The sequence below is a fragment of the Niallia sp. Sow4_A1 genome, from assembly GCF_052116745.1.
In the GTDB taxonomy this organism is placed as follows: domain Bacteria; phylum Bacillota; class Bacilli; order Bacillales; family Cytobacillaceae; genus Niallia; species Niallia hominis.
In genome coordinates this window covers 1-18,769 of the sequence record NZ_JBQKKM010000022.1, presented here as the reverse complement: position 1 = coordinate 18,769, position 18,769 = coordinate 1, and the positions used below count along the sequence as shown (strand labels likewise).

At 35.7% G+C, this 18,769-nt stretch carries 17 protein-coding genes, 3 pseudogenes and 1 riboswitch; of the genes and pseudogenes, 4 read left to right on the top strand and 16 right to left on the bottom strand.

Translation table 11 applies throughout. The features are described from left to right. Positions 1-352: 352 nt before the first annotated feature. A pseudogene (locus ACTQ5K_RS13345) lies at positions 353-586 on the top strand (helix-turn-helix transcriptional regulator); the annotation flags it as partial. 89 nt (positions 587-675) lie between these two features. On the opposite strand, the gene brnQ reads toward ACTQ5K_RS13345, so the two are convergent. Together brnQ and ACTQ5K_RS13335 are read right to left on the bottom strand one after the other, a co-directional pair. After that, positions 676-2,004 (bottom strand): branched-chain amino acid transport system II carrier protein, encoded by a 1,329-nt coding sequence (gene brnQ, locus ACTQ5K_RS13340; protein ID WP_235251581.1) that lies wholly within the window; start codon positions 2,002-2,004, stop codon positions 676-678. 115 nt (positions 2,005-2,119) lie between these two features. Then, positions 2,120-2,593 carry a GNAT family N-acetyltransferase gene (locus tag ACTQ5K_RS13335; protein WP_235251580.1) on the bottom strand — a complete coding sequence of 158 codons (474 nt, stop codon included), beginning with the start codon at positions 2,591-2,593 and terminating at the stop codon, positions 2,120-2,122. A 133-nt stretch (positions 2,594-2,726) separates the two neighbouring features. Here ACTQ5K_RS13335 and ACTQ5K_RS13330 point away from each other — a divergent pair. Further along, positions 2,727-3,204: pseudogene (locus ACTQ5K_RS13330) on the top strand (DsrE/DsrF/DrsH-like family protein). Positions 3,205-3,265: 61 nt separating this feature from the next. Here the strand turns inward: ACTQ5K_RS13330 and ACTQ5K_RS13325 are convergent. The 3 genes from ACTQ5K_RS13325 to ACTQ5K_RS13315 form a co-directional block, all read right to left on the bottom strand. Next, a complete protein-coding gene (locus tag ACTQ5K_RS13325; RefSeq protein WP_235251579.1) occupies positions 3,266-4,135 on the bottom strand; it encodes an aminoglycoside 6-adenylyltransferase in 870 nt (289 codons plus the stop codon). Between the two features lie 120 nt (positions 4,136-4,255). Continuing rightward, the gene (locus ACTQ5K_RS13320) at positions 4,256-5,830 is read right to left on the bottom strand and encodes a hypothetical protein (protein ID WP_441993972.1); all 1,575 of its coding nucleotides are present in this window, start codon (positions 5,828-5,830) and stop codon (positions 4,256-4,258) included. A gap of 172 nt (positions 5,831-6,002) precedes the next feature. Then, positions 6,003-6,692 (bottom strand): CPBP family intramembrane glutamic endopeptidase, encoded by a 690-nt coding sequence (locus tag ACTQ5K_RS13315; RefSeq protein WP_441993971.1) that lies wholly within the window; start codon positions 6,690-6,692, stop codon positions 6,003-6,005. A gap of 90 nt (positions 6,693-6,782) precedes the next feature. Between ACTQ5K_RS13315 and ACTQ5K_RS13310 the strand changes: the two genes are divergently transcribed. Further along, complete coding sequence (locus ACTQ5K_RS13310; RefSeq protein WP_441993970.1) at positions 6,783-7,535, top strand: MerR family transcriptional regulator; 753 nt, start codon at positions 6,783-6,785, stop codon at positions 7,533-7,535. 39 nt (positions 7,536-7,574) lie between these two features. Here ACTQ5K_RS13310 and ACTQ5K_RS13305 read toward each other — a convergent pair whose 3' ends face one another. The 11 genes from ACTQ5K_RS13305 to ACTQ5K_RS13255 form a co-directional block, all read right to left on the bottom strand. Then, entirely contained in the window at positions 7,575-8,927 is a 1,353-nt protein-coding gene (locus tag ACTQ5K_RS13305) for a TrkH family potassium uptake protein (RefSeq protein WP_284561139.1), read from the bottom strand. 146 nt (positions 8,928-9,073) lie between these two features. Beyond that, positions 9,074-9,227: riboswitch (cyclic di-AMP (ydaO/yuaA leader) on the bottom strand. 156 nt (positions 9,228-9,383) lie between these two features. Continuing rightward, positions 9,384-9,887, bottom strand: coding sequence for a hypothetical protein (locus ACTQ5K_RS13300; protein WP_109769218.1), 504 nt, complete (start codon positions 9,885-9,887; stop codon positions 9,384-9,386). Further along, the gene (locus tag ACTQ5K_RS13295; RefSeq protein WP_235251577.1) at positions 9,880-10,356 is read right to left on the bottom strand and encodes a hypothetical protein; all 477 of its coding nucleotides are present in this window, start codon (positions 10,354-10,356) and stop codon (positions 9,880-9,882) included. The genes ACTQ5K_RS13300 and ACTQ5K_RS13295 overlap by 8 nt, the downstream gene beginning before the upstream one ends. Before the next feature lie 218 nt (positions 10,357-10,574). Then, positions 10,575-11,378, bottom strand: a complete 804-nt coding sequence (locus ACTQ5K_RS13290) for an ABC transporter ATP-binding protein (RefSeq protein WP_109769216.1) — start codon at positions 11,376-11,378, stop codon at positions 10,575-10,577. Beyond that, the gene (locus tag ACTQ5K_RS13285) at positions 11,378-12,409 is read right to left on the bottom strand and encodes a FecCD family ABC transporter permease (protein ID WP_109769215.1); all 1,032 of its coding nucleotides are present in this window, start codon (positions 12,407-12,409) and stop codon (positions 11,378-11,380) included. The genes ACTQ5K_RS13290 and ACTQ5K_RS13285 overlap by 1 nt, the downstream gene beginning before the upstream one ends. Continuing rightward, the gene (locus ACTQ5K_RS13280) at positions 12,406-13,440 is read right to left on the bottom strand and encodes a FecCD family ABC transporter permease (protein WP_235251576.1); all 1,035 of its coding nucleotides are present in this window, start codon (positions 13,438-13,440) and stop codon (positions 12,406-12,408) included. The genes ACTQ5K_RS13285 and ACTQ5K_RS13280 overlap by 4 nt, the downstream gene beginning before the upstream one ends. Continuing rightward, on the bottom strand, positions 13,441-14,490 hold the full coding sequence (locus ACTQ5K_RS13275; protein WP_235251575.1) for an iron-siderophore ABC transporter substrate-binding protein: 1,050 nt from the start codon (positions 14,488-14,490) through the stop codon (positions 13,441-13,443). Positions 14,491-14,733: 243 nt separating this feature from the next. Beyond that, positions 14,734-15,600 (bottom strand): hypothetical protein, encoded by an 867-nt coding sequence (locus ACTQ5K_RS13270; protein WP_235251574.1) that lies wholly within the window; start codon positions 15,598-15,600, stop codon positions 14,734-14,736. A 101-nt stretch (positions 15,601-15,701) separates the two neighbouring features. Continuing rightward, complete coding sequence (locus tag ACTQ5K_RS13265) at positions 15,702-15,857, bottom strand: hypothetical protein (protein ID WP_235251573.1); 156 nt, start codon at positions 15,855-15,857, stop codon at positions 15,702-15,704. Positions 15,858-16,046: 189 nt separating this feature from the next. Continuing rightward, a complete protein-coding gene (locus tag ACTQ5K_RS13260) occupies positions 16,047-16,307 on the bottom strand; it encodes a DUF3243 domain-containing protein (protein WP_419181466.1) in 261 nt (86 codons plus the stop codon). A 231-nt stretch (positions 16,308-16,538) separates the two neighbouring features. Next, positions 16,539-17,756, bottom strand: a complete 1,218-nt coding sequence (locus tag ACTQ5K_RS13255) for a CynX/NimT family MFS transporter (RefSeq protein WP_109769211.1) — start codon at positions 17,754-17,756, stop codon at positions 16,539-16,541. Between the two features lie 388 nt (positions 17,757-18,144). Here ACTQ5K_RS13255 and ACTQ5K_RS13250 point away from each other — a divergent pair. After that, positions 18,145-18,769 (top strand): annotated as a pseudogene (locus ACTQ5K_RS13250) (IS21 family transposase); the annotation flags it as partial.

Here is an 18,769-nt window from a genome sequence, read left to right as displayed (position 1 = left end):
TCTAATATAAGGAGGAGGCTGGGACAAAACTAAATAACCAATCTTTAAAGACGAACAATCTCTAATTTAGCTCTTAAATAAAGCTACTTTCTCATGATGGTTATCTAAGTTTTTAAATATAGTTAAGTGTAAAAACTAAGTCGTTCCATTGCGCTACAGACGCACGATGCGCCGGGGAGGAAGCTAAGCCTCCTCGCATGCGCTGCGGGGTCTCAGCCTTTCCTCTATTTCCCGCAGGAGTCGAGCGTCCTCCGCTCCATTTCACTTCGTTTTTAAACTTTTTTTCAAACTGAAAAACACGAACTTTTATGTATATTAACTATACAAAAGTTCGTGTTTATTATTAGTTGAAATGCTTTTGTCACAGCCTCAACTTTTTTTAAAGGATTCATTATCTAGGATAAGGAGCGAGCTTTTACATATGAAAATAAGTAGATTGTTTCAAATTGTCTATATCTTACTAGAAAGAAAATCGATAACAGCAAACGAATTAGCCGAGAAGTTTGAAGTTTCCGTTCGAACAATTTACCGCGATATTGAAACACTTACCGAATCAGGTATCCCTATCTATACGACGAAGGACAAATTTCAAATTTAGAAGCTGATTTAGAGTAAATAAAAAGACAGTTCTTTTGCTTCCCTAAAAAGGAAGAAAGAGAACTATCTTTCCTTGTCCTATTTACGAACCAAATACCCAATCAAAGCTCCAATAAATGCGGGTAAAACCCAGCCCAATCCTATTTCATAAAAGGGAAGAATATTTTCATACAAATTCCCAATTTGCTCAAAAAAGCCGAGCTTAGCTTCTGGAATGCTATCTATAAGTGCCTGATAACCATCCAGTATACTTACGAACAACGTTAAGACAATGGCCGTTAAATAAACACTCTGCTTTCCTTTAAATAATGGCGAAAAAAGTGCAAGTAAGATAAGCACAATCGCTAAGGGATATAAAAACATAAGCACAGGCACAGCAAATTGAATAATTTTGTTTAAGCCTAGATTTGCAAATAAGAAAGAAACAACACATAGGATTAGCACAAAGGCTTTATAGCTAATCTTCGGGAACGCCTCATGAAAAAACTCACTGCAAGAAGTAATTAATCCGATACTAGTTTTTAAACAGGCAAGTACAATAATAATTGCAAGCAGTATTCCACCGAAAGAACCAAAATAATGTTTTGCGACAGCGGCAAAGATAAGCCCGCCATTTTCAAAAGATCCCACAGCTTGTACACTTGAAGATCCCATATAGGTGATAAATCCATAAATAAGCATCATTAACAACATGGCAAAAATTCCTGATTTCCAAGTTGTTTTGGCAATACTTTTTACATCGCTAATCCCCTTCCCTTTGATTGCATTAATCACAACAATCCCAAAGGCAAGTGATGCAAGGGCATCCATTGTATTATAACCCTCTTTAAATCCAGTCATAAAAGCACTATTTATATAGGTTCCTTGTGGCTCTTGAAAGCTCCCCATTGGACGAACAAGACTTACAATAATTAATAAAAATAAAAACACTAAAAAAGCGGGCGTTAAATATCTTCCAATCACATCCATAATCTTTGCTGGATTTAATGAAAAATAGTAAACCAGCAAAAAGAAAAGAAAACTAAAAATAGCCAAAAAAAGCGGAATATATCCATTCTCTATATATGGCTCAATCCCAACTGCAAACGGAACTGTAGCTGTACGAGGAATCGCAAAAAACGGTCCAATTGTTAAGTAAAGAAAGAGAGAAAAGAGAAATCCGAATGCTGGGTGAACACGATCCGAAAGCTCGCGCACACCGTTACTTCCTGATAATCCAATTGCTAATATTCCGAGAAATGGCAGTCCAATAGCCGTAACCAGAAACCCCGCTAGTGCTAGCCAAAAGTTCGTACCAGCAAGCTGTCCGAGCTGGATAGGAAAAATTAAATTGCCTGCTCCAAAAAACATACCAAAAAGCATCGTACCAATCAGAGCATAGGTGGAAAAAGAAATTCTTGATTGCATGATCTAATACTCCTTTAAAAAATTCATATAATTTAGATAATACGTGAACATATAAACATATTCAACCACTTCTAAAAGATTTTCTAATAATAGTTCCTTTTTTTGGTCATTCTCTTCATTCCTTTCTTAAAACCTCTCCAGGCAAACCATCCATGTCTCCAATCCATTCAGAAGTAAACCCCAGCTTGATTAAGATTTTCTTCGATGCAATGTTAGTCGGATCAATAATTGCCTTTACGACCTTTACATTTGTTTGTTCTGCTAATGATAGTATGATTCCCGCGATTTTACTTCCATATCCTTTCCCCCATGCATCAGGTAAAAGCATATAGCCAAGTTCTGCCTCCTCCTTTTTCCGTTCATTTACAGTCAAATGACCAAGTCCAATAAACGCTTCCGCTTCTGGATGAAAAAAAGCATAAGAACCAAACACATTATATGTCTCATTGCGATATAGTAATTTCTGAAAATTTATTTTGGCCTCTTCTTCTGGTATTGCTCGCTCTGTAATAAGTGCCATCACACTTTTATCAGATACTAGCTGATAATATAATGGAAAATCATTTACTGTAAACTTTCGATAGTACATATTAGTTCTTCTCCTCCCGTATCTTTTATTTCCCTTTTCCCTCCATTAATTATGACAATCTAGTGAAGTCTGTATACCAAACACCCTTTGATAGGATGCTAAGAATATTCTAAAACAAAGAAGGGATAATTCAGTGGAAAAAAGATTAAATTTATTAATGTTTAGTGGCGAATATGATAAAGCGATGGCAGGCTTAATTCTTGCAAATAGTGCCCGTGATTTAAATATAGAAGTTACGATGTTTTTCACATTTTGGGGCCTCTTATTGCTTAGAGATCCAGAAAAAAATCGATATGGAGGGTAAGTCTATTTATGAAAAAATGTTTGGCGTTCTTACCCCAGAAGACGTGGAAAAGCTCCCTTTATCAAGAATGAACTATGCTGGCATCGGTAAAAGGATGATGCAAGAGATGCTCGATGAAAAAGAGGCACCTCCACTAATAGCTTTCTTAAAAGGGGCTCGAAAAAAACAAATAAAGTTTCTTGCCTGTAAACTATCTGTAGATATTCTAGGATTCAAACAAGAAGAATTTTATCCAGAAGTAGAAATTGTTGATGCAAAGGTGTATTTGGAAGATGCCTTAAAGTCGGATATCCAGCTTTTTATTTAAAAAAAATACACACTTTTCTAAAAAGGCGGTCAATCTGCTTTGCAAATGACCGCCAAAAACTTTAATATATTTCCGTTGCATCAGGCTGTAACTTATAAACATGCCTTAAATGGCTTTTTACCTTATCCGTCTCTTCCAATGGATAACAAAAATCTAACTGTTTTCCAACTTCTAAAGCCACTCTCTCAAATAATGCCGTCATTGAAAATAATGCCCTCCATATTTGGTCATACTCTCCATTAGGATAGGTCTCCAGCAGTTTCTCCCATGAATGCTCATCAAGATATTGCTTTAAGTACTTACTATTTTTGCCCACACTAAGCGAGAACTCTGTTTTGATGCCAACATTCCATTCTAGCATTTTTAAAAGCATTGCTCTTACTATATTCATATGATCAATCGCATAGAGGATTTCTTGCCTCCATAATCCCTTAACCACATAAGTGGATACCCACCAGAATTCATTCACACAGTCAGCGAATTGTTCCGCTGTCGGCTTTTTTACCCAATATTCCTTATCTGTACTAGGCGGGACATGTGGAAGATTACCATCCTTATCTAATAAAACCAATGTCAGCCCATCCTCTTGGAAGTAGCTCTCCTTTTGCTCAATCGGAATAAGCGTTAAATCAATCCGGTTCCCATCTGCAAATAACATAAGATAAGAGAATCGCCCACCAAGCGTTGATGGGAATAGAGAAGAATCTTCTGGTGTTTGCATAATGATTCGTTCTCCAAAGACATCCACCCAATCAGGCTCATTCAAAAAAGATTTCATATTATCCACGATATACACAATATCAAAATCTTGAAAAGGATCTCTTGGTACATTGGGATTGGTTCTTGATCCATTCATACAAACAGCTCTCACTCTATGATTCCCATTAGCCACTTTCAGCACTAAATCTTGCATCTGCTTCTCTGTCCGCATTCTATTCCCTCCAATTATATGAAATCGGCTATTCCTCTATTTATAATTGGTGGTGCCCGAATCCAAATAAAATCTCGTTATATAAAGTGCTCTCCATCATTCATCTTCTTCCCACTCCATTTAATAAATAATATATGGTCCAAAAAATATCGTTAATAAAATAATATGTACACCAACAAAATAGATAATTCTTGGTGCCCCTATCCATTCATTCACATGTTTCGTTAACATAGATAAAAGATATGCGATAACGGCAAATAATAATAGATAGACATAAGGACTGCCTGAAAAAGTTAAATATCCCGGTGCACTTGATAATATATTAGGTACAAAGAAACGATCCTTAAATAGTACGGCGGCGACTAAATAAATACCGATTCCCGTATAAAAAATCCATGGTCGATCATAATCTACTTTTCTACTGAAAAACAAATACATAACTATTACAAATAGGATTGGCCATATTAACCAAATGAAAGAAAGAGCAAAAGCAAAAAAGGAAGTAGAAAGCATTCCAAATGTTTTTCCAAGCGCCTGCAGCCAATCTTCCGATGTATGTTTAATTTGCTTGTTTATCCCCGACAGGTCATTGGAAGAAACATAAACTTTATTGCCATCTCCATCAAGATCCATCCAAACAATTGTATTCTCATCTAACCATTGAGGAATAGTGGAAATCGCCGCTGTATTACTGCGCCGTTCCGTTTTGGTATCTCCCTCTTCTCCTATTTCAGATTCATAAATATTGAATCCACTCTTCTCATTATATTTCGTTTCCGTAAAACCATTCGCTTTAAATAAAAGACTCGGTTTTCCATCCCTATAAGTAAAGGCGACATCTGAAATTTCCGTTAATTTCCCGTTCTCTATTGCAGGATCCTGAAATGCTAACTCATACTGTACAGGCGGTTGGGTGCTTGCAATATCAATTTCTACAAAATAGTTAAAATACTCAGGTTTACCTTGTGTTAACTCCAGCTCTTCTTGAAGTAATAATGCTAGTTTCTGTTCCTCAAAAGTGAAGGAAATCCCATTTACTATCTTTCCAGGATCAACCTTTACCTTTGTTTCATATAAATGATTTATTTTTCCATCCTGAAGACGGTATAAAGTTAGCTCGACATTACTTTTTCCCTTGGTAAACAAGAGAAGATGTATGCCCTCATCATTCTCTTCAATGGAAATATTTTCCTTATCTAGATTGATCTCCATCAGTTTCGAAGATTTTTTTGTTTCAGGATTTAATAGAAATAGCGTATTTTCTTTTACATATAGAATAGACGAATCCAGCGGGTAGAATTTCTCTACATCAGCAACTAATTCCGTCTTATTTTGGTCATAAATATTTTTATAGTCAAAATAAATAAGCTGATCATTTCCTTGATAAATTTGTGTCCATTTATCTACCGGAATATCATATTCCTTCTCTTTTTCTATACGAAACTCCTTATTCATTGCTGCCGTATTTAATTTATTTTTCTGAAAAAAGGAGAACAAGTAATGGCCATCCTCTGTTTCCTTTATTGCTGGTAATTTATTTACCTCAGATTGGCCAACTAATAATCCTCTGCTCCAATCTGATTCCGGCTGTGCTGTCACTTTGGAAAAGTTTTGGACAAACAATAAAAACAGTCCTAATAAAATCAGCACACCTGGTATCATCCAATATAGATTTATTCGCATCCAGGTCTTCATCTTATTCCCCCATGTTGTTTCAAATGCAATCTCTTTGTTTTTCGAATATAACAATAATAGCATATTTTCTGACAAAATATGCTATTATTCTACTATTAAAATGTAATATCACAATTTGATACAATAAAATACAAAAAAATTCTATCCTAATTAGTGAATAGATCATTTAATATCAGAAAGACATCGTAGTCAAAATCACAGCAATGCCATTAAACAAACCATGAATAATAATCCCCGGCATAATAGACCCACTCTTTTCATAAGTCCAAGCCAATATAACTCCAGAAACAAAGTTTACTGGTAACGTGTTATAGGTTGGAATATGAACAATCATAAAAATCAAGGAACTTAATAATATGCCCAAGACTTTTCCCCACCTCAGCCGAAACCACTTGTATAAGAAACCACGATATAAAAGCTCTTCATATATAGGCGATATTATTGCTGCAGAGATAAAGGCTATACTAAAAGTAAACCAAGTACTTTCCTCCTTCAATGCTTTCGTTTTACTATTATCTATCCCTATTTTCATAACATCCATTATAAATAAAATGATAATGCTCATTACAAATAAGAGAAGAAATCCACCTACTATTACTTTCCAATCACTCCTCGGAAATGGCTTTAGCCCGATAGCTACCCACTTCAATTGTTTTGGTTTTAATACAATTAGATAAAGTCCACACATAAACACCACCGCCATTATTAATCCGGTCAATGTTCCTGCATACAAGTTATTTTGGAAGATATCTTGAAATATACGCTGTCCTATATTTTCAATAATAATTGGAACAGCCACAAGAATGAGCAAAAGAATCGCGAACAGTTCCTTATATCCCCAAATCAATTTTTCCTGCTTCATTTAATTATTCCTCCTATACAGTTGATATGTTACATTTAGCTTAAATGGTCACGTTACGTAACCTGCAAGCACTTATTAGGGGGCATTTTTATGAATTTTTATACAACAGGAGAAGTTTCCAAAAAACTAACTATTTCAATACGGACTCTACGATACTATGACGAAATTGGATTAGTTGTACCTTCTAAGAAGGAAGATAACGGAAGAAGATTATATAACGATAATGATGTTTTTTTACTTGAAAAAATTATTTTACTAAAGGCAGCCTCTATTTCTTTACATGATATAAAGCAGATAATCAACCATATCACGATTTTCGAAACACTCACCATTCATAAAGAACAACTAGAGAATCATCTCAAACAGCTTCAACAATCCCTTAATTATACGAACACATTACTTAATATTCTTAAATTAGAAGAAGAACTCGAATGGAAAGAGCTCATTCCTTTATTTACAAAAGAAAAAACAGAATTAAATAAGAAAGAAAAAATAATCAAGTTTATATTTAATAAAGAGGAACAGAGGTTACTTAATGAAAAGCTACCGAAATTAGAAAATGATCCTAAAGATATAACGAAATGGATTCACCTCATTAAACGAATAGAATATTGTTTAGAAGAACAAAAAGCACCCCATTCAAGGGATGCACAACTGATAGCTGAAGAAATACTGTTATTATCTTCAGAAACATTTAATGGGGAAAAAGAATTGGAAGAAAAATTCTGGGAGGTTCGTAAATCAGAAAAAATCTCATCCAGTCTAAATCTCTATCCTATCAGAAAGGAAATTATCGATTTTTTAGAAGAAGCTATTCTTATATTTGAAAAAGAAAAGCATTAAGGAGTGGGAGAGTTCTCTTCCCATAGATATGAACTCTCCTCACCCAGTTAAAATATCTTCTTTCGGATATCGAATTTTTGATTTATTTGGTTTTGCTAAAGAAAAGGCTAACGTTAACGGTCCTATTTTTCCAACGAACATAACAAAAACAATCACCATTTTCCCTATCGGCGTTAATTCACCTGTTAATCCCATCGATAAGCCTGAGGTGCCAAAAGCAGAGACTACTTCAAACACAATTTCAAAGAATCTTGCATTATTCTCGGTTACATCCAAAATAAAAATAGCTACACATATAACAGAAAGACTTATTATTGTGATTGCCAATGATTTTACAACGGTTCTATCATCAATAGATCGATTAAAAACAACGATTTCATCTTTATTTCGTAAGAAAGAGAGAACGGATAATACGATAGCAAGAAAGGTTGTTAGTTTAATACCTCCACCAGTAGAACCACTTCCTGCCCCTATAAACATAAGTAGAATCATTAAAAACAAGGTTGATTCATTTAAGGCTCCAATATCAATTGTATTAAAACCAGCCGTTCTTGGCACTACACCTTGAAAATAAGCAGCTTGGATTTTCCCAGACAAGGATAAATCTCCTAATGTTTGAGGATTATCATATTCAAAGCTGAATACAAGAAACACGGCAATAATATTAATGACAAATGTTCCAACTACCATCATCTTTGTATGCAGGGTAAGTTTTTTAAACTCCGATTTCTTCCACAAATCAAACACAACAGTGAAACCTATTCCCCCAATAATAAAGAGAAAAGAAATAATGATATTAACGACGGGGTCTGCTACATATCTAGTTAAATTGTCTGGCCAGATAGAAAATCCAGCATTATTAAAGGAAGAAATAGAGTGAAAAATTGCTGCATAACTCCCTTTTCCCCATCCCATTTCTGGAACCCACCTGATAGCTAGTAGAACTGCCGCAACAGTCTCAAGAATAATGGAAAATAAAAATAACTGCTTCGCTAATTTAATAATTCCGCCAATAGATGTTTGCCCTAAGGCTTGCTGGATAAGAAGACGTTCCTTAAATCCAATCTTTCTCCCTAAGGTCATAAAAATTAATACAGCAAACGTCATAATTCCTAATCCACCAAGCTGGATTAAACATAATATCACAATTTCTCCGAATAAGGTAAACGAAGCTCCGGTATCAATTACGGCTAAACCAGTAACTGTCATGGCAGAAGTAGACGTGAATAACGCATCTATCCATGAAATGTTTCCATTTGTAGCCAAAGGTACTTTTAAAAGGACTGTACCTAGTATTGTAAAAGCTAAAAATACGAAAATAAGAATCTGAGGTGGGCTTAATGCAATTATATCCTTTTTCTTAGGAATCCTCATTCTTTCCCCTTCTTCCATCCAACATAACGTCCTACAAAATGATTCTTTCATAGCTTGCGCGGAATTTTAGATTCCATCATTTTTCATTCTAAAATTCACACGCCAAAAAACCACAGAGGTATCCTACTGTGGTCCATGAATTACGCAATGAGCACAAGTTCGATTCACTCTTCTTACAACGCTTGCGAAGTTAGCAGTCGGATTCGGGTCTAAGAAATAACCCTACCTTTCATAAAAAGGACTCACCCCTAGTGATTACTCACAAAAGAATTGGGTCCTCCGCTCCTCCTACAATGGAGAATTCAGCGACATTACTTGAAATTTATTATTTTTTTGTATCTTACTCCTGTTAATAGAGGTTTGTAAAGGTCTATTTAGGTTAAAATTCAGGCAAAAACAAGAAGTAATATCTTCTTCTCATTCGCATTCTTTCTTTTTCTAATCAAGGCTATTATTTATACTTATCAAGGATAGCTAATATTGTTCCTCTCCATATTCTTGAATCATTCTATAAAAGATCACCCAAATGCTTATCACTAATAAATAAATAACAAAAGAATAATAGATGGTATATCCATGTTGGTAGTGGAAAATACCAATGATACCGCAAAGCCGCTCAACTCCAACACTTACAAGTGCCCAACCTAAAATATACAATATAATAAAATTAGGTTTGATGTTAAAGAGATCGTATAAATAAAAGAAAAGATAACTGATTGGCGCATACATCACATGGGATAAAAAATCCATAAGTTCAAAGGAAGAACTATCATTGATTATATAATAACGAACTGGCAATACACTTAAAGTATGATCAAACAAGAAACCAAAAAAAACGCCACACATGAGATACACACTGGTTGTCTTTTTGGGAAATCGTTTTGGAAGTATGAACACCACCAAAAATCCAACAAGGAGTGAAATGATAATACTCCACTCATTCGTATTAAAACTATTATCGTAGCGTATTTCATTCATTTTTTTTCATTTCTCCTTTATCTAGGCCAATAAACCAGCGTGCTATCCACCATACTGATAGCATAAACACCCCATACATAAGAACAGAGTAATATTCGTTCCATTTAAGGAATGTAAGGATATCAGTTCTCAAATATATTCGGTCTTCTAATGATAAGCATAAAAGAATGGTTGCCGCAGCTCCCCATCGCCATTTTGCTTTCCAATTAGATTGAAGTACACATACAGACAAAAGAATTTGAAAGGGTATTACAATAAAGCGACATATATACATGGCAAAAGAACCTTCCACACTTCGAGTAAGTGGCACCCATTGCAAATTAACATCAAGTATAGTAAACAAAGTAATCGTTGATATTCCGATTATAAAGTAAAAAAAAACCATTTCAGTAAGTGTTAACCCTTTAGGAACAATCGCAAATACAATCAACACGAAACAAGCTAACAATGCTAGAATAGCGAGGGACATGATAATCATCCTTTAAATTGGCATATAACAGATAATATTCCCAAAAATTATAACGTTATTTATAAAATAAAGATTTCTCTAAGGAAATGGTTCTAAAGACTTTCTTTCCACAAGTGCATTTTGCTCCATATATAACATCTTAAGCAATCGAAAAAACCCTTCAAGCTTTAAAACTTGAAGGGTTTTTTTCCATAAAAATATGCCTATATTGATTTCCTCTATATTTTGACGTGATACCTGCCCTTAGGGACAACTAAAGGAGTACCAGAGACTGGATCATTAATAACTGTACAATTGAGGCCAAAAATATCTTCAACTAATGTACTCGTAATAATATCTGCTGGTTTTCCTTCTCCTACAAGTCTCCCTTGTTCCAGCGCAAAAATATAATCTGCATAACGTGCAGAAAGGTTGATATCATGTAGAACCATTACAATCGTTGTCCCGTATTTCCGATTTAGATCGGTTAACAGATCTAAAATTTCTACTTGATAAGTGATATCTAAGAAAGTTGTCGGCTCATCAAGAAATAAAATATCTGTTTGCTGGGCTAATGCCATCGCAATCCAAACACGCTGTCTTTGCCCACCGGATAGCTCATCAATATCACGATTGGCAAATTCCGTTATCTTCATAATTTCCATTGCATCGGCAACCGCTTCATAATCCTTTTTTGACCAACCACTCAAGAAAGATTGATGAGGAAATCTCCCTCGTCCAACTAAATCTGCTACCGTTATTCCTTCAGGCACAATAGGAGATTGCGGTAAAATGCCAAGAATTCGAGCCAATTGCTTTGGTGGGAACTTACTAATCGACTTTCCATCAAGGGTAATATTACCAGACGAAGATTTAATTAGATTAGATAGTGTTTTTAAAAGAGTTGATTTCCCGCAGCCATTCGCTCCGATTATCACACTTATTTTATTACTCGGAATCTCAAGCTCAATATCTTCTAAGATCATTTTATTTTCATAGCCCGAGGTTAACTTTTCCGCTCGAAATTCATGTATCTTATCCATTACAATTCCTCCTTTCGATTCATTCGAATTAATAGCATGATTAAGTATGGAGCACCTAGTATACCTGTTATCACTCCAACTGGGTATCTAGCAACAAATGCAAATTGCCCAATAAGATCAGATGCTAAAACTAAAATAATCCCCACAAGACCTGCTGGTATAACACTAGAAAAACCAATACCTACTAACCTTTTTGCGATAGGTCCAGAAAGGAATGCGACAAATGCAATGGGTCCTGTTGTAGCAGTAGCTAAAGCAATGATTAGTACCGAACTGATAATCAAAGTAACCCTTGTTCTATCTGTATTAACTCCAAGAGACGTTGCTGTTTGCTCCCCAAGCTCTAACATATCTAATCGCTTTCCAAGCAAGATAATGATAGGTGCAAAGATAAGGACAGTAACCATAAGGGCATAAAGATTCTCCATTTTAGCTCCATTTAAACTACCACTTAACCATCTCATCGCTGTAGGAACATCATGATGCTGTCCGATAAGCAATAAATAGGATATTACCGCATTTAACATTGCCTGTATTCCAATTCCTATCAATATTAACCTACCAATCGAAAAAGAACTTCCTTTTGATAATAGAAAAATGACGATTACGGTAGCTAGTCCACCGATTATAGAAGCAATCGAAACAAACGTACTACTTGCATGAAGAACAATAATACAAAAAACCGCAGCAGCACTTGAACCCGCTGTTATTCCAATAACATTTGGGTTTGCTAAAGGATTACGAAGCATTGTTTGAAATACATGTCCAGAAATACCAAAAGCAAATCCTGCGAAAACACCGGCAACCATTCGTGGAAATCGTATCGTTCCGACCGAAAAGGAGGCTCCTTTTACCTGTTCACCTAGTAACACACTAATTACATCTGTAACGGGATAAATCGTGTTTCCTAACATAAGCATCGTACAGCATAGCGCAAAAGCAATGATTGCAAGAAGCCAAGTTACAAGTATAAAACGACGACGTCTTTTTATTCTACCTACCATAATTAGACTCATTGATTCATTCATCATAACGCACGCATTTTCGCTTTCATAGTTATTAAAATTAAAATTGGAGCACCAATAAATGCCGTGACTACTCCTACTTCGAGCTCACCAGGACTACCAAGAAGTCGGCCACATACATCTGAAATGGTTAGTATAATCGCTCCAGCTACAGCTGACATGGGGATAATATAACGCAAATCAGGTCCAATAAGGAGTCTAATCACATGTGTTGCAAGCAGACCGATGAAGCCAATTGGACCTGCTAGCGCTGTTGCTGCACCACACAATAATACTCCTCCAAATGCCGCAACAAGTCTAAGTGTGCCGGTCCGTACACCCAATCCTGTAGCTACTTCATCCCCTAATGCTAAAGCATTTAAGGCTGGAGCAGAAAAAAAGGCTATTAATATACCAACAAGAAGAAAAGGAACGAAAATAGAGATAGAATCCCAATTTCCAGCCCCAACACTGCCCACCTGCCAAAATCTAAATTGATCCATCACATTGGATCGCGGAATCATAATGGCCATTACTAGAGAGGATAAAGCAGCACTTGTCGCCGCCCCCGCTAAAACGAGCTTAAGGGGGGTGGCACCGCCACTCCCCATCGAACCAATTCCGAATACAAAAATGGCAGTTAAGATTGCCCCTGCTAATGCAAACCAAATGTATTGACCAGCAGTGCCAATATGAAAAAAGGATATTCCACAAACAACGAATAGTGCTGCACCTGTGTTTACTCCTAATATGCTAGGATCTGCAATCGGATTACGTGTGACAGATTGCATAAGAGCCCCAGAAACTCCTAATGCAGCACCACACATTAAACTAAATACAGTTCTAGCAATTCTTTGACGAACAACATTTGCCCCATGGGACTGTATGTCAGGATGGAATAATCCATCCATTATTTCATTCCAGCCAACTGTACGAGAGCCAAAAGCAAGAGACGCCAATATACTTATACCGAGTAAGATAATAGAAAATAATAATACGCTCATAAACTTTCTCGGTATTACTAACTGCTTATTTTTTAAAACGGATGTATGATCCATTTAGTTCACTTTACTTACAGCTTCTGAGAGTAATTTTAAGTACTCATCGAGAGTATATTCAATGGAAAGTGTACTTGGTGTTCCTGCTGCTGCAAGTGGCGTATTATCCTCAATAATCACAACAGATCCTCTCTCTACAGCTGGAATTTTCCCGAAAATCGGATCAGCCTGTAAAGCCGCAAGTGTTTCATCATTTCCATAGGAAACGAAAATATCAACATCATTTAATATATCAGCATTTTCAGCACTTACTTCCAAATAGAAACTAGTTGGGTCCGTCATTTGACTTGTTATACTTTCCGGATACTCCATCCCTAACTCTGTAAGGAATTCACCACGAGGATCTGTTGGAGAGTAGATGTAAAACTTCGATAAATCAGAACCATTCATGCTTACGAATGCTGCTTTTTTCCCTTTTATTTCAGGATATTGATTTGCTTTATCAGCAATAAACTTTTCTGTATCGGCAATAAGCTGTTTTCCTTCTTCTTCCATGCCCATTCCCATTGAATTGTACGTTACTTGTTCACGCCAAGACGCTACCCAAGGACTTTCTTGATAGGCAACCACTGGTGCAATTTCACTTAAAGTATCATATTCTTCTTGTGTAATACCAGAATATGCTGCAAGAATAACATCCGGATTCGAATCGGCAATCGCTTCAAAATCTAAACCATCAGTATCTTGATAAATGGTTGGATTTTCTTCACCTAGCTCTTCTAGTTTTTCTGCCGTCCAAGGTAACATGCCGCTATCATCTTGAACACCATAATTTGCTGCAGAGAAACCAACTGGAACAACGCCTAGTGCAAGTGCAACATCTTGGTTGGACCACGCAATAGTAGCAACGCGTTCTGGCTTCTCTTCAATTACGCTTTCACCAAACGCATGTTTAATCGTGATTGGATACTGAGAATCTGTATTGGAATCAGCGGACTTTTCTTCATCCGTTTTCGGAGATGACTGACTTGAACAACCTGCTAGTAAAAGAATTGCAACAACTGAGAATAAGAAAATTTGAATAAATGACTTTTGGCGTTTTTTAAACATATGTATGTCCTTTCCTTTTTCTAGTCTTTATAATAGTTAATGATTATCATTCTCAATTATAATACTTGGTTTTTATTTTTCTGTCAATTATAAATGAGAAAAATAAATGCTATTATGAATGTTTCTGTCGAAAAATAGAGAAAACGATTAAAACTGTTAAAAAGCTACTATTAAAAAGGCAATAATTCCAGAAGAATTATTGCCTTTTTTCGAAATATCCACATTTAAAATAGCGCTGCTGGCCTATCTATTATTCACTTCAAAAAGCTCATAATAGCGTTCTTCCTCTAGTTCTTCTACTTCTAAATCTAGATCAAACCACTTCCGCGTTTCTTGATCCATTTCACCTACATTAAAAGGAATATTATTCTCCTGTGATATTGTCTTTATTTTAACCATTTCTTCTAAACCAGATTTTGTCACTAAAGTATAATGATAAATTACTTTCTCTTTTTGATTATTAGGTTGAAAGATTACTTTCCAAGAAAATTTAGTGTCATCGGAAGGAATATTCAAATTTGCATAATGAACATAAGGTTCCACAAAGACACTTTCTATCTCCTCAAAACCTATAATGTCTTTCTCCCCTTTCCAATTGCTTGATATCAATCCCTTTTCCTCATGTATTCCCCTATAATCAGTGAACATAAAATAATGGAATCCAATTAAGAATACTATGGTCCCTATTATGATGCTATTTAGTAACCCTTTCCGTTTTAAACCCGGATTAAGAAATCGTCCGGCAAATAAGGAGAGAAGAATCATAAAGCCAACAAGCGCTATCACTCCTAAATCCCCTGATGCAGGTTCATAAGTGATAAACTGTTCATCTACAAAGGTAGTTTCCTTTAAATCCTGATAACTCTCAAATAAAAACATTAGTAAAGGGAGAATGAGAAAGAAAAATAGATAAATAGATACCCAACGCTTGCCTCGCTGTTTAAATTCATATTTTGAAGTTCTAATTAATTGACCACTGATATAGAGCGGAAAACTAATCACCCATAATAGTATATTGGCAAAGATAAAATCATCTTTAAAACTCAAAGCACTAGCAAAAGCTAGTACTAAACTAATAATAATCATTACTATCCCACTGATTTTTCTCATACAATTCCCCCTAATCGTTAATTGCACTTATCAGACCTTTACAGGCAGCTATCTCCCACCTTGATTCTCAGCTACATGCGGCTGTGAGCTAAACAGTCTTTCTACCTCTTCCGTATCAACCCAATCTCTGTACTTTCCTTTAATGGATAAAGTTCTTTAGCTAAATTAAAATGAAAGCCGTTCTTCCATTGCTGATTAAGACCTGGCTTCAAAACAAGACCAGGAAAGGTAGAATCTATATATTCTTTTAAATGCATGTTTTCTGCCTCCCTGTTATTACAATCTATTACTGTTTATCATTCATCCTATATATGATGCTTCTCTATTTCTTCTACGAAAGACTTAATCATTTGGTCTCACTTTATTTTAATTTTTTGCAAAAAAAGAAAACTCGCCAAAGACGAGTTTTCTTTTTATCTCCCGAGGAATGGAATCCTGAATAAATATTAATTTGCCAATTTCACAAGCATATGTGCTAATTTATGGCGTTCCTCTTCGTTACCTACCTTCCACAGTTCCTGAAGAAGTGCTTCCTCCCGATTTTGCGGTTCAGCATTTTTAGCAAGATAACCAGCAACCTTTTCTGCGCCTTTCGCTAATTGTTCTTCATCCATGCCGAGATTTTTTCCTACTTCTATTTTACTGCTAAGGTAAGATTTAAACTCATTAAAATTCTCTAGCTTGTCATGGATTGCTTTTCTGTCCATGTCCTTCACTGTTTCTTCTACCTTGTTGGGATCTGCATTATAATTATTCATCAATAATCCTCCCTCCAATTGTTTTAGTCCTTTAACTATTCCCCAGAAATGCTCCTCAAAACTTTATATCGATTTAGCAATAATCTCCAGTTATTCATCCTTCTTTCTGCTTCCTTTGTACAAATACACAAAAAAACGAAGGTCTACCAGAAATACATCGAGACCTTCGCTAAAGATAAGCTATTTAATGGAGCCTACATACCGATCTCTTGCTGCTCCTAATCCAAATACAAAGAGCAACAATGACGCGCCAGCTAAAATGAATAACGGAATAGTCCAGCTATTCGTTACATCATGTAAATATCCGAAAAGGGTGGGACCAATAGCAGCGAGTAAATAACCAACTGATTGAGCCATCCCAGATAGTTCTGCAGCCTGTCTACCATTCTCCGTTCGCAAGCCAAAAAACATCATCGCTAAACTGAAGGCACATCCTCCCCCAATACCTATCATGATGATCCAGCATACAATTAAATTCGCACTTCCATACATTAATCCAAGCGTTCCTGCAAGAAGTAAGGCGCTAGTTATAATGACTAAGGACTGCTGGCTTTTCATTCGCCCTGCAATAATTGGCACGATAAAAGTAAAGGGAAGTAACGCTAATTGCATAACAGAAAGCAACCAACCAGATTGGTCTGAACTTATTCCTTGTTGCTGTAAAATCTCAGGCAGCCATGCGATAAGTATGTAAAAGACCATCGATTGTAACCCCATAAACAGGGTTACTTGCCATGCCAGTGGAGAACGCCACAAATTCACCTGACTATCCACTACTTTATTTGAAACAGCGACGGTTTCCTTTTTGAGATGTTTTACTTGAGGCAACCAGAATAAAATTGATAAGAAGCTAAGCATCCCCCAAATCCCTAATCCACCTTGCCATCCAAATCCAAGCCCAATGGCAATTGGAACACTAATTCCCGACGCAATAGCAGCTAACAGGTTCATCGAAATAGAATATACACCTGTCATTAATCCGATTCGTGTTGGAAATTCTTGTTTAATCAGACTAGGTAATAGCACATTAGAAATCGAGATCGCCAAACCTAGCACAGCAGTACCAATATATAAAGCAGCCACCCCTGATAATGAACGTAAAATAATGCCTAGTGTAAGAAAGATAATAGACATCAAAATCATGACTTCTACCCCAAATTCACGAGCCAATTTAGGTACAAACGGGGAAAAAAGGGCAAAAGATAATAATGGCAATGTGGTAATCATCCCTGCCAATGTATTGGAAAGTTGAAGATCATCCCTAATAAATCCTACTATTGGACCGACTGATGTTAACGGAGCTCTTAAATTGGCAGCAATAAAGATTATTCCTACAATAATCATCCAAACGGCTGATTTATGAACAGCTCGATTTAATTGTATATGTTGATTAGTCATTGTTTCCTCCTGATTATTATATTTAATTGTCACCTCAATAACTTTATTTCATTACTTTATTAACCGGCGGATTGTATATAATAATATATTTTTATTTTAATAAAACAAAGTATAATATACAAAAACACATTTGTCCATTTATGATTGAAAATCGATTGAGTCAAGTTTTTGTGGGAGTTTTTTTAGCTCCCTTTTTATAAAATAAAACTTTTAATTTTGTATCCGCTTTCTAAACATTTTCTTTCATCAAAATTTCGTTTTTTTCTTTTTTTAAAAACCTTTTAATCCCTTTAAGGCATAGAAATGATAATTTAAATATGTACAAACGTGCTTGAATAAAGATGTACAAAATTGATTATGAATTACATACTAATATTGGGTGATTAGTATGTACATAAAGTTAAATATTGAAACAGATTTTGAGATTAAGAGTCTTTCAGATTTAGGAAAATTCAAACAAGTAATGGAGCAGTTAAAGATGAAAATTAATAAAAGTGAATTAGCTAGGGAATTAGGGGTAGATCGTAGAACAATCGATAAATATCTCAATGGGTTTATTCCAAAACGTACAAGGAAAAAGGCATCTATGCTTGATGAATATTATGAAATTATAGCCGCACTTTTATCGGAGGATTCGAAACAGAAGTTTTATTATCGGAGGGTGCTTTGGCAATATTTAAAAGATAATCATGGTCTTGATTGTTCGGCTTCTACATTTAGGGCGTATATAGCTAGAATACCAGAATTTAAAGCTTATTTTGATGAGGACAAAAAGATTGCCTCCCCCAAAGGGGCAGCTCGTTTTGAAACAGCACCAGGTAAACAAGCACAACTAGATTGGAAAGAAAGTATTCTATTTGATACTAAGGATGGTCAACAGGTAGAAGTGAATGTGGCCGTTCTTGTTCTTTCTTATTCAAGGTTCCGCACGTTCCATCTAAGTATCTCTAAATCACAAAGTACATTGTTTTCGTTTTTAACGGAAACATTTGAAGCACTTGGTGGTGTTCCTT

Excerpts from the sequence above, each read along its gene's own strand:
- ACTQ5K_RS13305 (WP_284561139.1), bottom strand. The coding sequence starts at position 8,927 with ATGGAAGAAGGGGAAAGAATGAGGATTCCTAAGAAAAAGGATATAATT.
- ACTQ5K_RS13300 (WP_109769218.1), bottom strand. The coding sequence starts at position 9,887 with ATGAATGAAATACGCTACGATAATAGTTTTAATACGAATGAGTGGAGT.
- ACTQ5K_RS13315 (WP_441993971.1), bottom strand. The coding sequence starts at position 6,692 with ATGAAGCAGGAAAAATTGATTTGGGGATATAAGGAACTGTTCGCGATT.
- ACTQ5K_RS13335 (WP_235251580.1), bottom strand. The coding sequence starts at position 2,593 with ATGTACTATCGAAAGTTTACAGTAAATGATTTTCCATTATATTATCAG.
- ACTQ5K_RS13260 (WP_419181466.1), bottom strand. The coding sequence starts at position 16,307 with ATGGACAGAAAAGCAATCCATGACAAGCTAGAGAATTTTAATGAGTTT.
- ACTQ5K_RS13310 (WP_441993970.1), top strand. The coding sequence starts at position 6,783 with ATGAATTTTTATACAACAGGAGAAGTTTCCAAAAAACTAACTATTTCA.
- ACTQ5K_RS13290 (WP_109769216.1), bottom strand. The coding sequence starts at position 11,378 with ATGGATAAGATACATGAATTTCGAGCGGAAAAGTTAACCTCGGGCTAT.
- ACTQ5K_RS13255 (WP_109769211.1), bottom strand. The coding sequence starts at position 17,756 with ATGACTAATCAACATATACAATTAAATCGAGCTGTTCATAAATCAGCC.
- ACTQ5K_RS13295 (WP_235251577.1), bottom strand. The coding sequence starts at position 10,356 with ATGTCCCTCGCTATTCTAGCATTGTTAGCTTGTTTCGTGTTGATTGTA.
- ACTQ5K_RS13265 (WP_235251573.1), bottom strand. The coding sequence starts at position 15,857 with ATGCATTTAAAAGAATATATAGATTCTACCTTTCCTGGTCTTGTTTTG.
- ACTQ5K_RS13320 (WP_441993972.1), bottom strand. The coding sequence starts at position 5,830 with ATGAAGACCTGGATGCGAATAAATCTATATTGGATGATACCAGGTGTG.
- ACTQ5K_RS13275 (WP_235251575.1), bottom strand. The coding sequence starts at position 14,490 with ATGTTTAAAAAACGCCAAAAGTCATTTATTCAAATTTTCTTATTCTCA.
- ACTQ5K_RS13285 (WP_109769215.1), bottom strand. The coding sequence starts at position 12,409 with ATGATGAATGAATCAATGAGTCTAATTATGGTAGGTAGAATAAAAAGA.
- ACTQ5K_RS13270 (WP_235251574.1), bottom strand. The coding sequence starts at position 15,600 with ATGAGAAAAATCAGTGGGATAGTAATGATTATTATTAGTTTAGTACTA.
- ACTQ5K_RS13325 (WP_235251579.1), bottom strand. The coding sequence starts at position 4,135 with ATGCGGACAGAGAAGCAGATGCAAGATTTAGTGCTGAAAGTGGCTAAT.
- ACTQ5K_RS13280 (WP_235251576.1), bottom strand. The coding sequence starts at position 13,440 with ATGGATCATACATCCGTTTTAAAAAATAAGCAGTTAGTAATACCGAGA.
- brnQ (WP_235251581.1), bottom strand. The coding sequence starts at position 2,004 with ATGCAATCAAGAATTTCTTTTTCCACCTATGCTCTGATTGGTACGATG.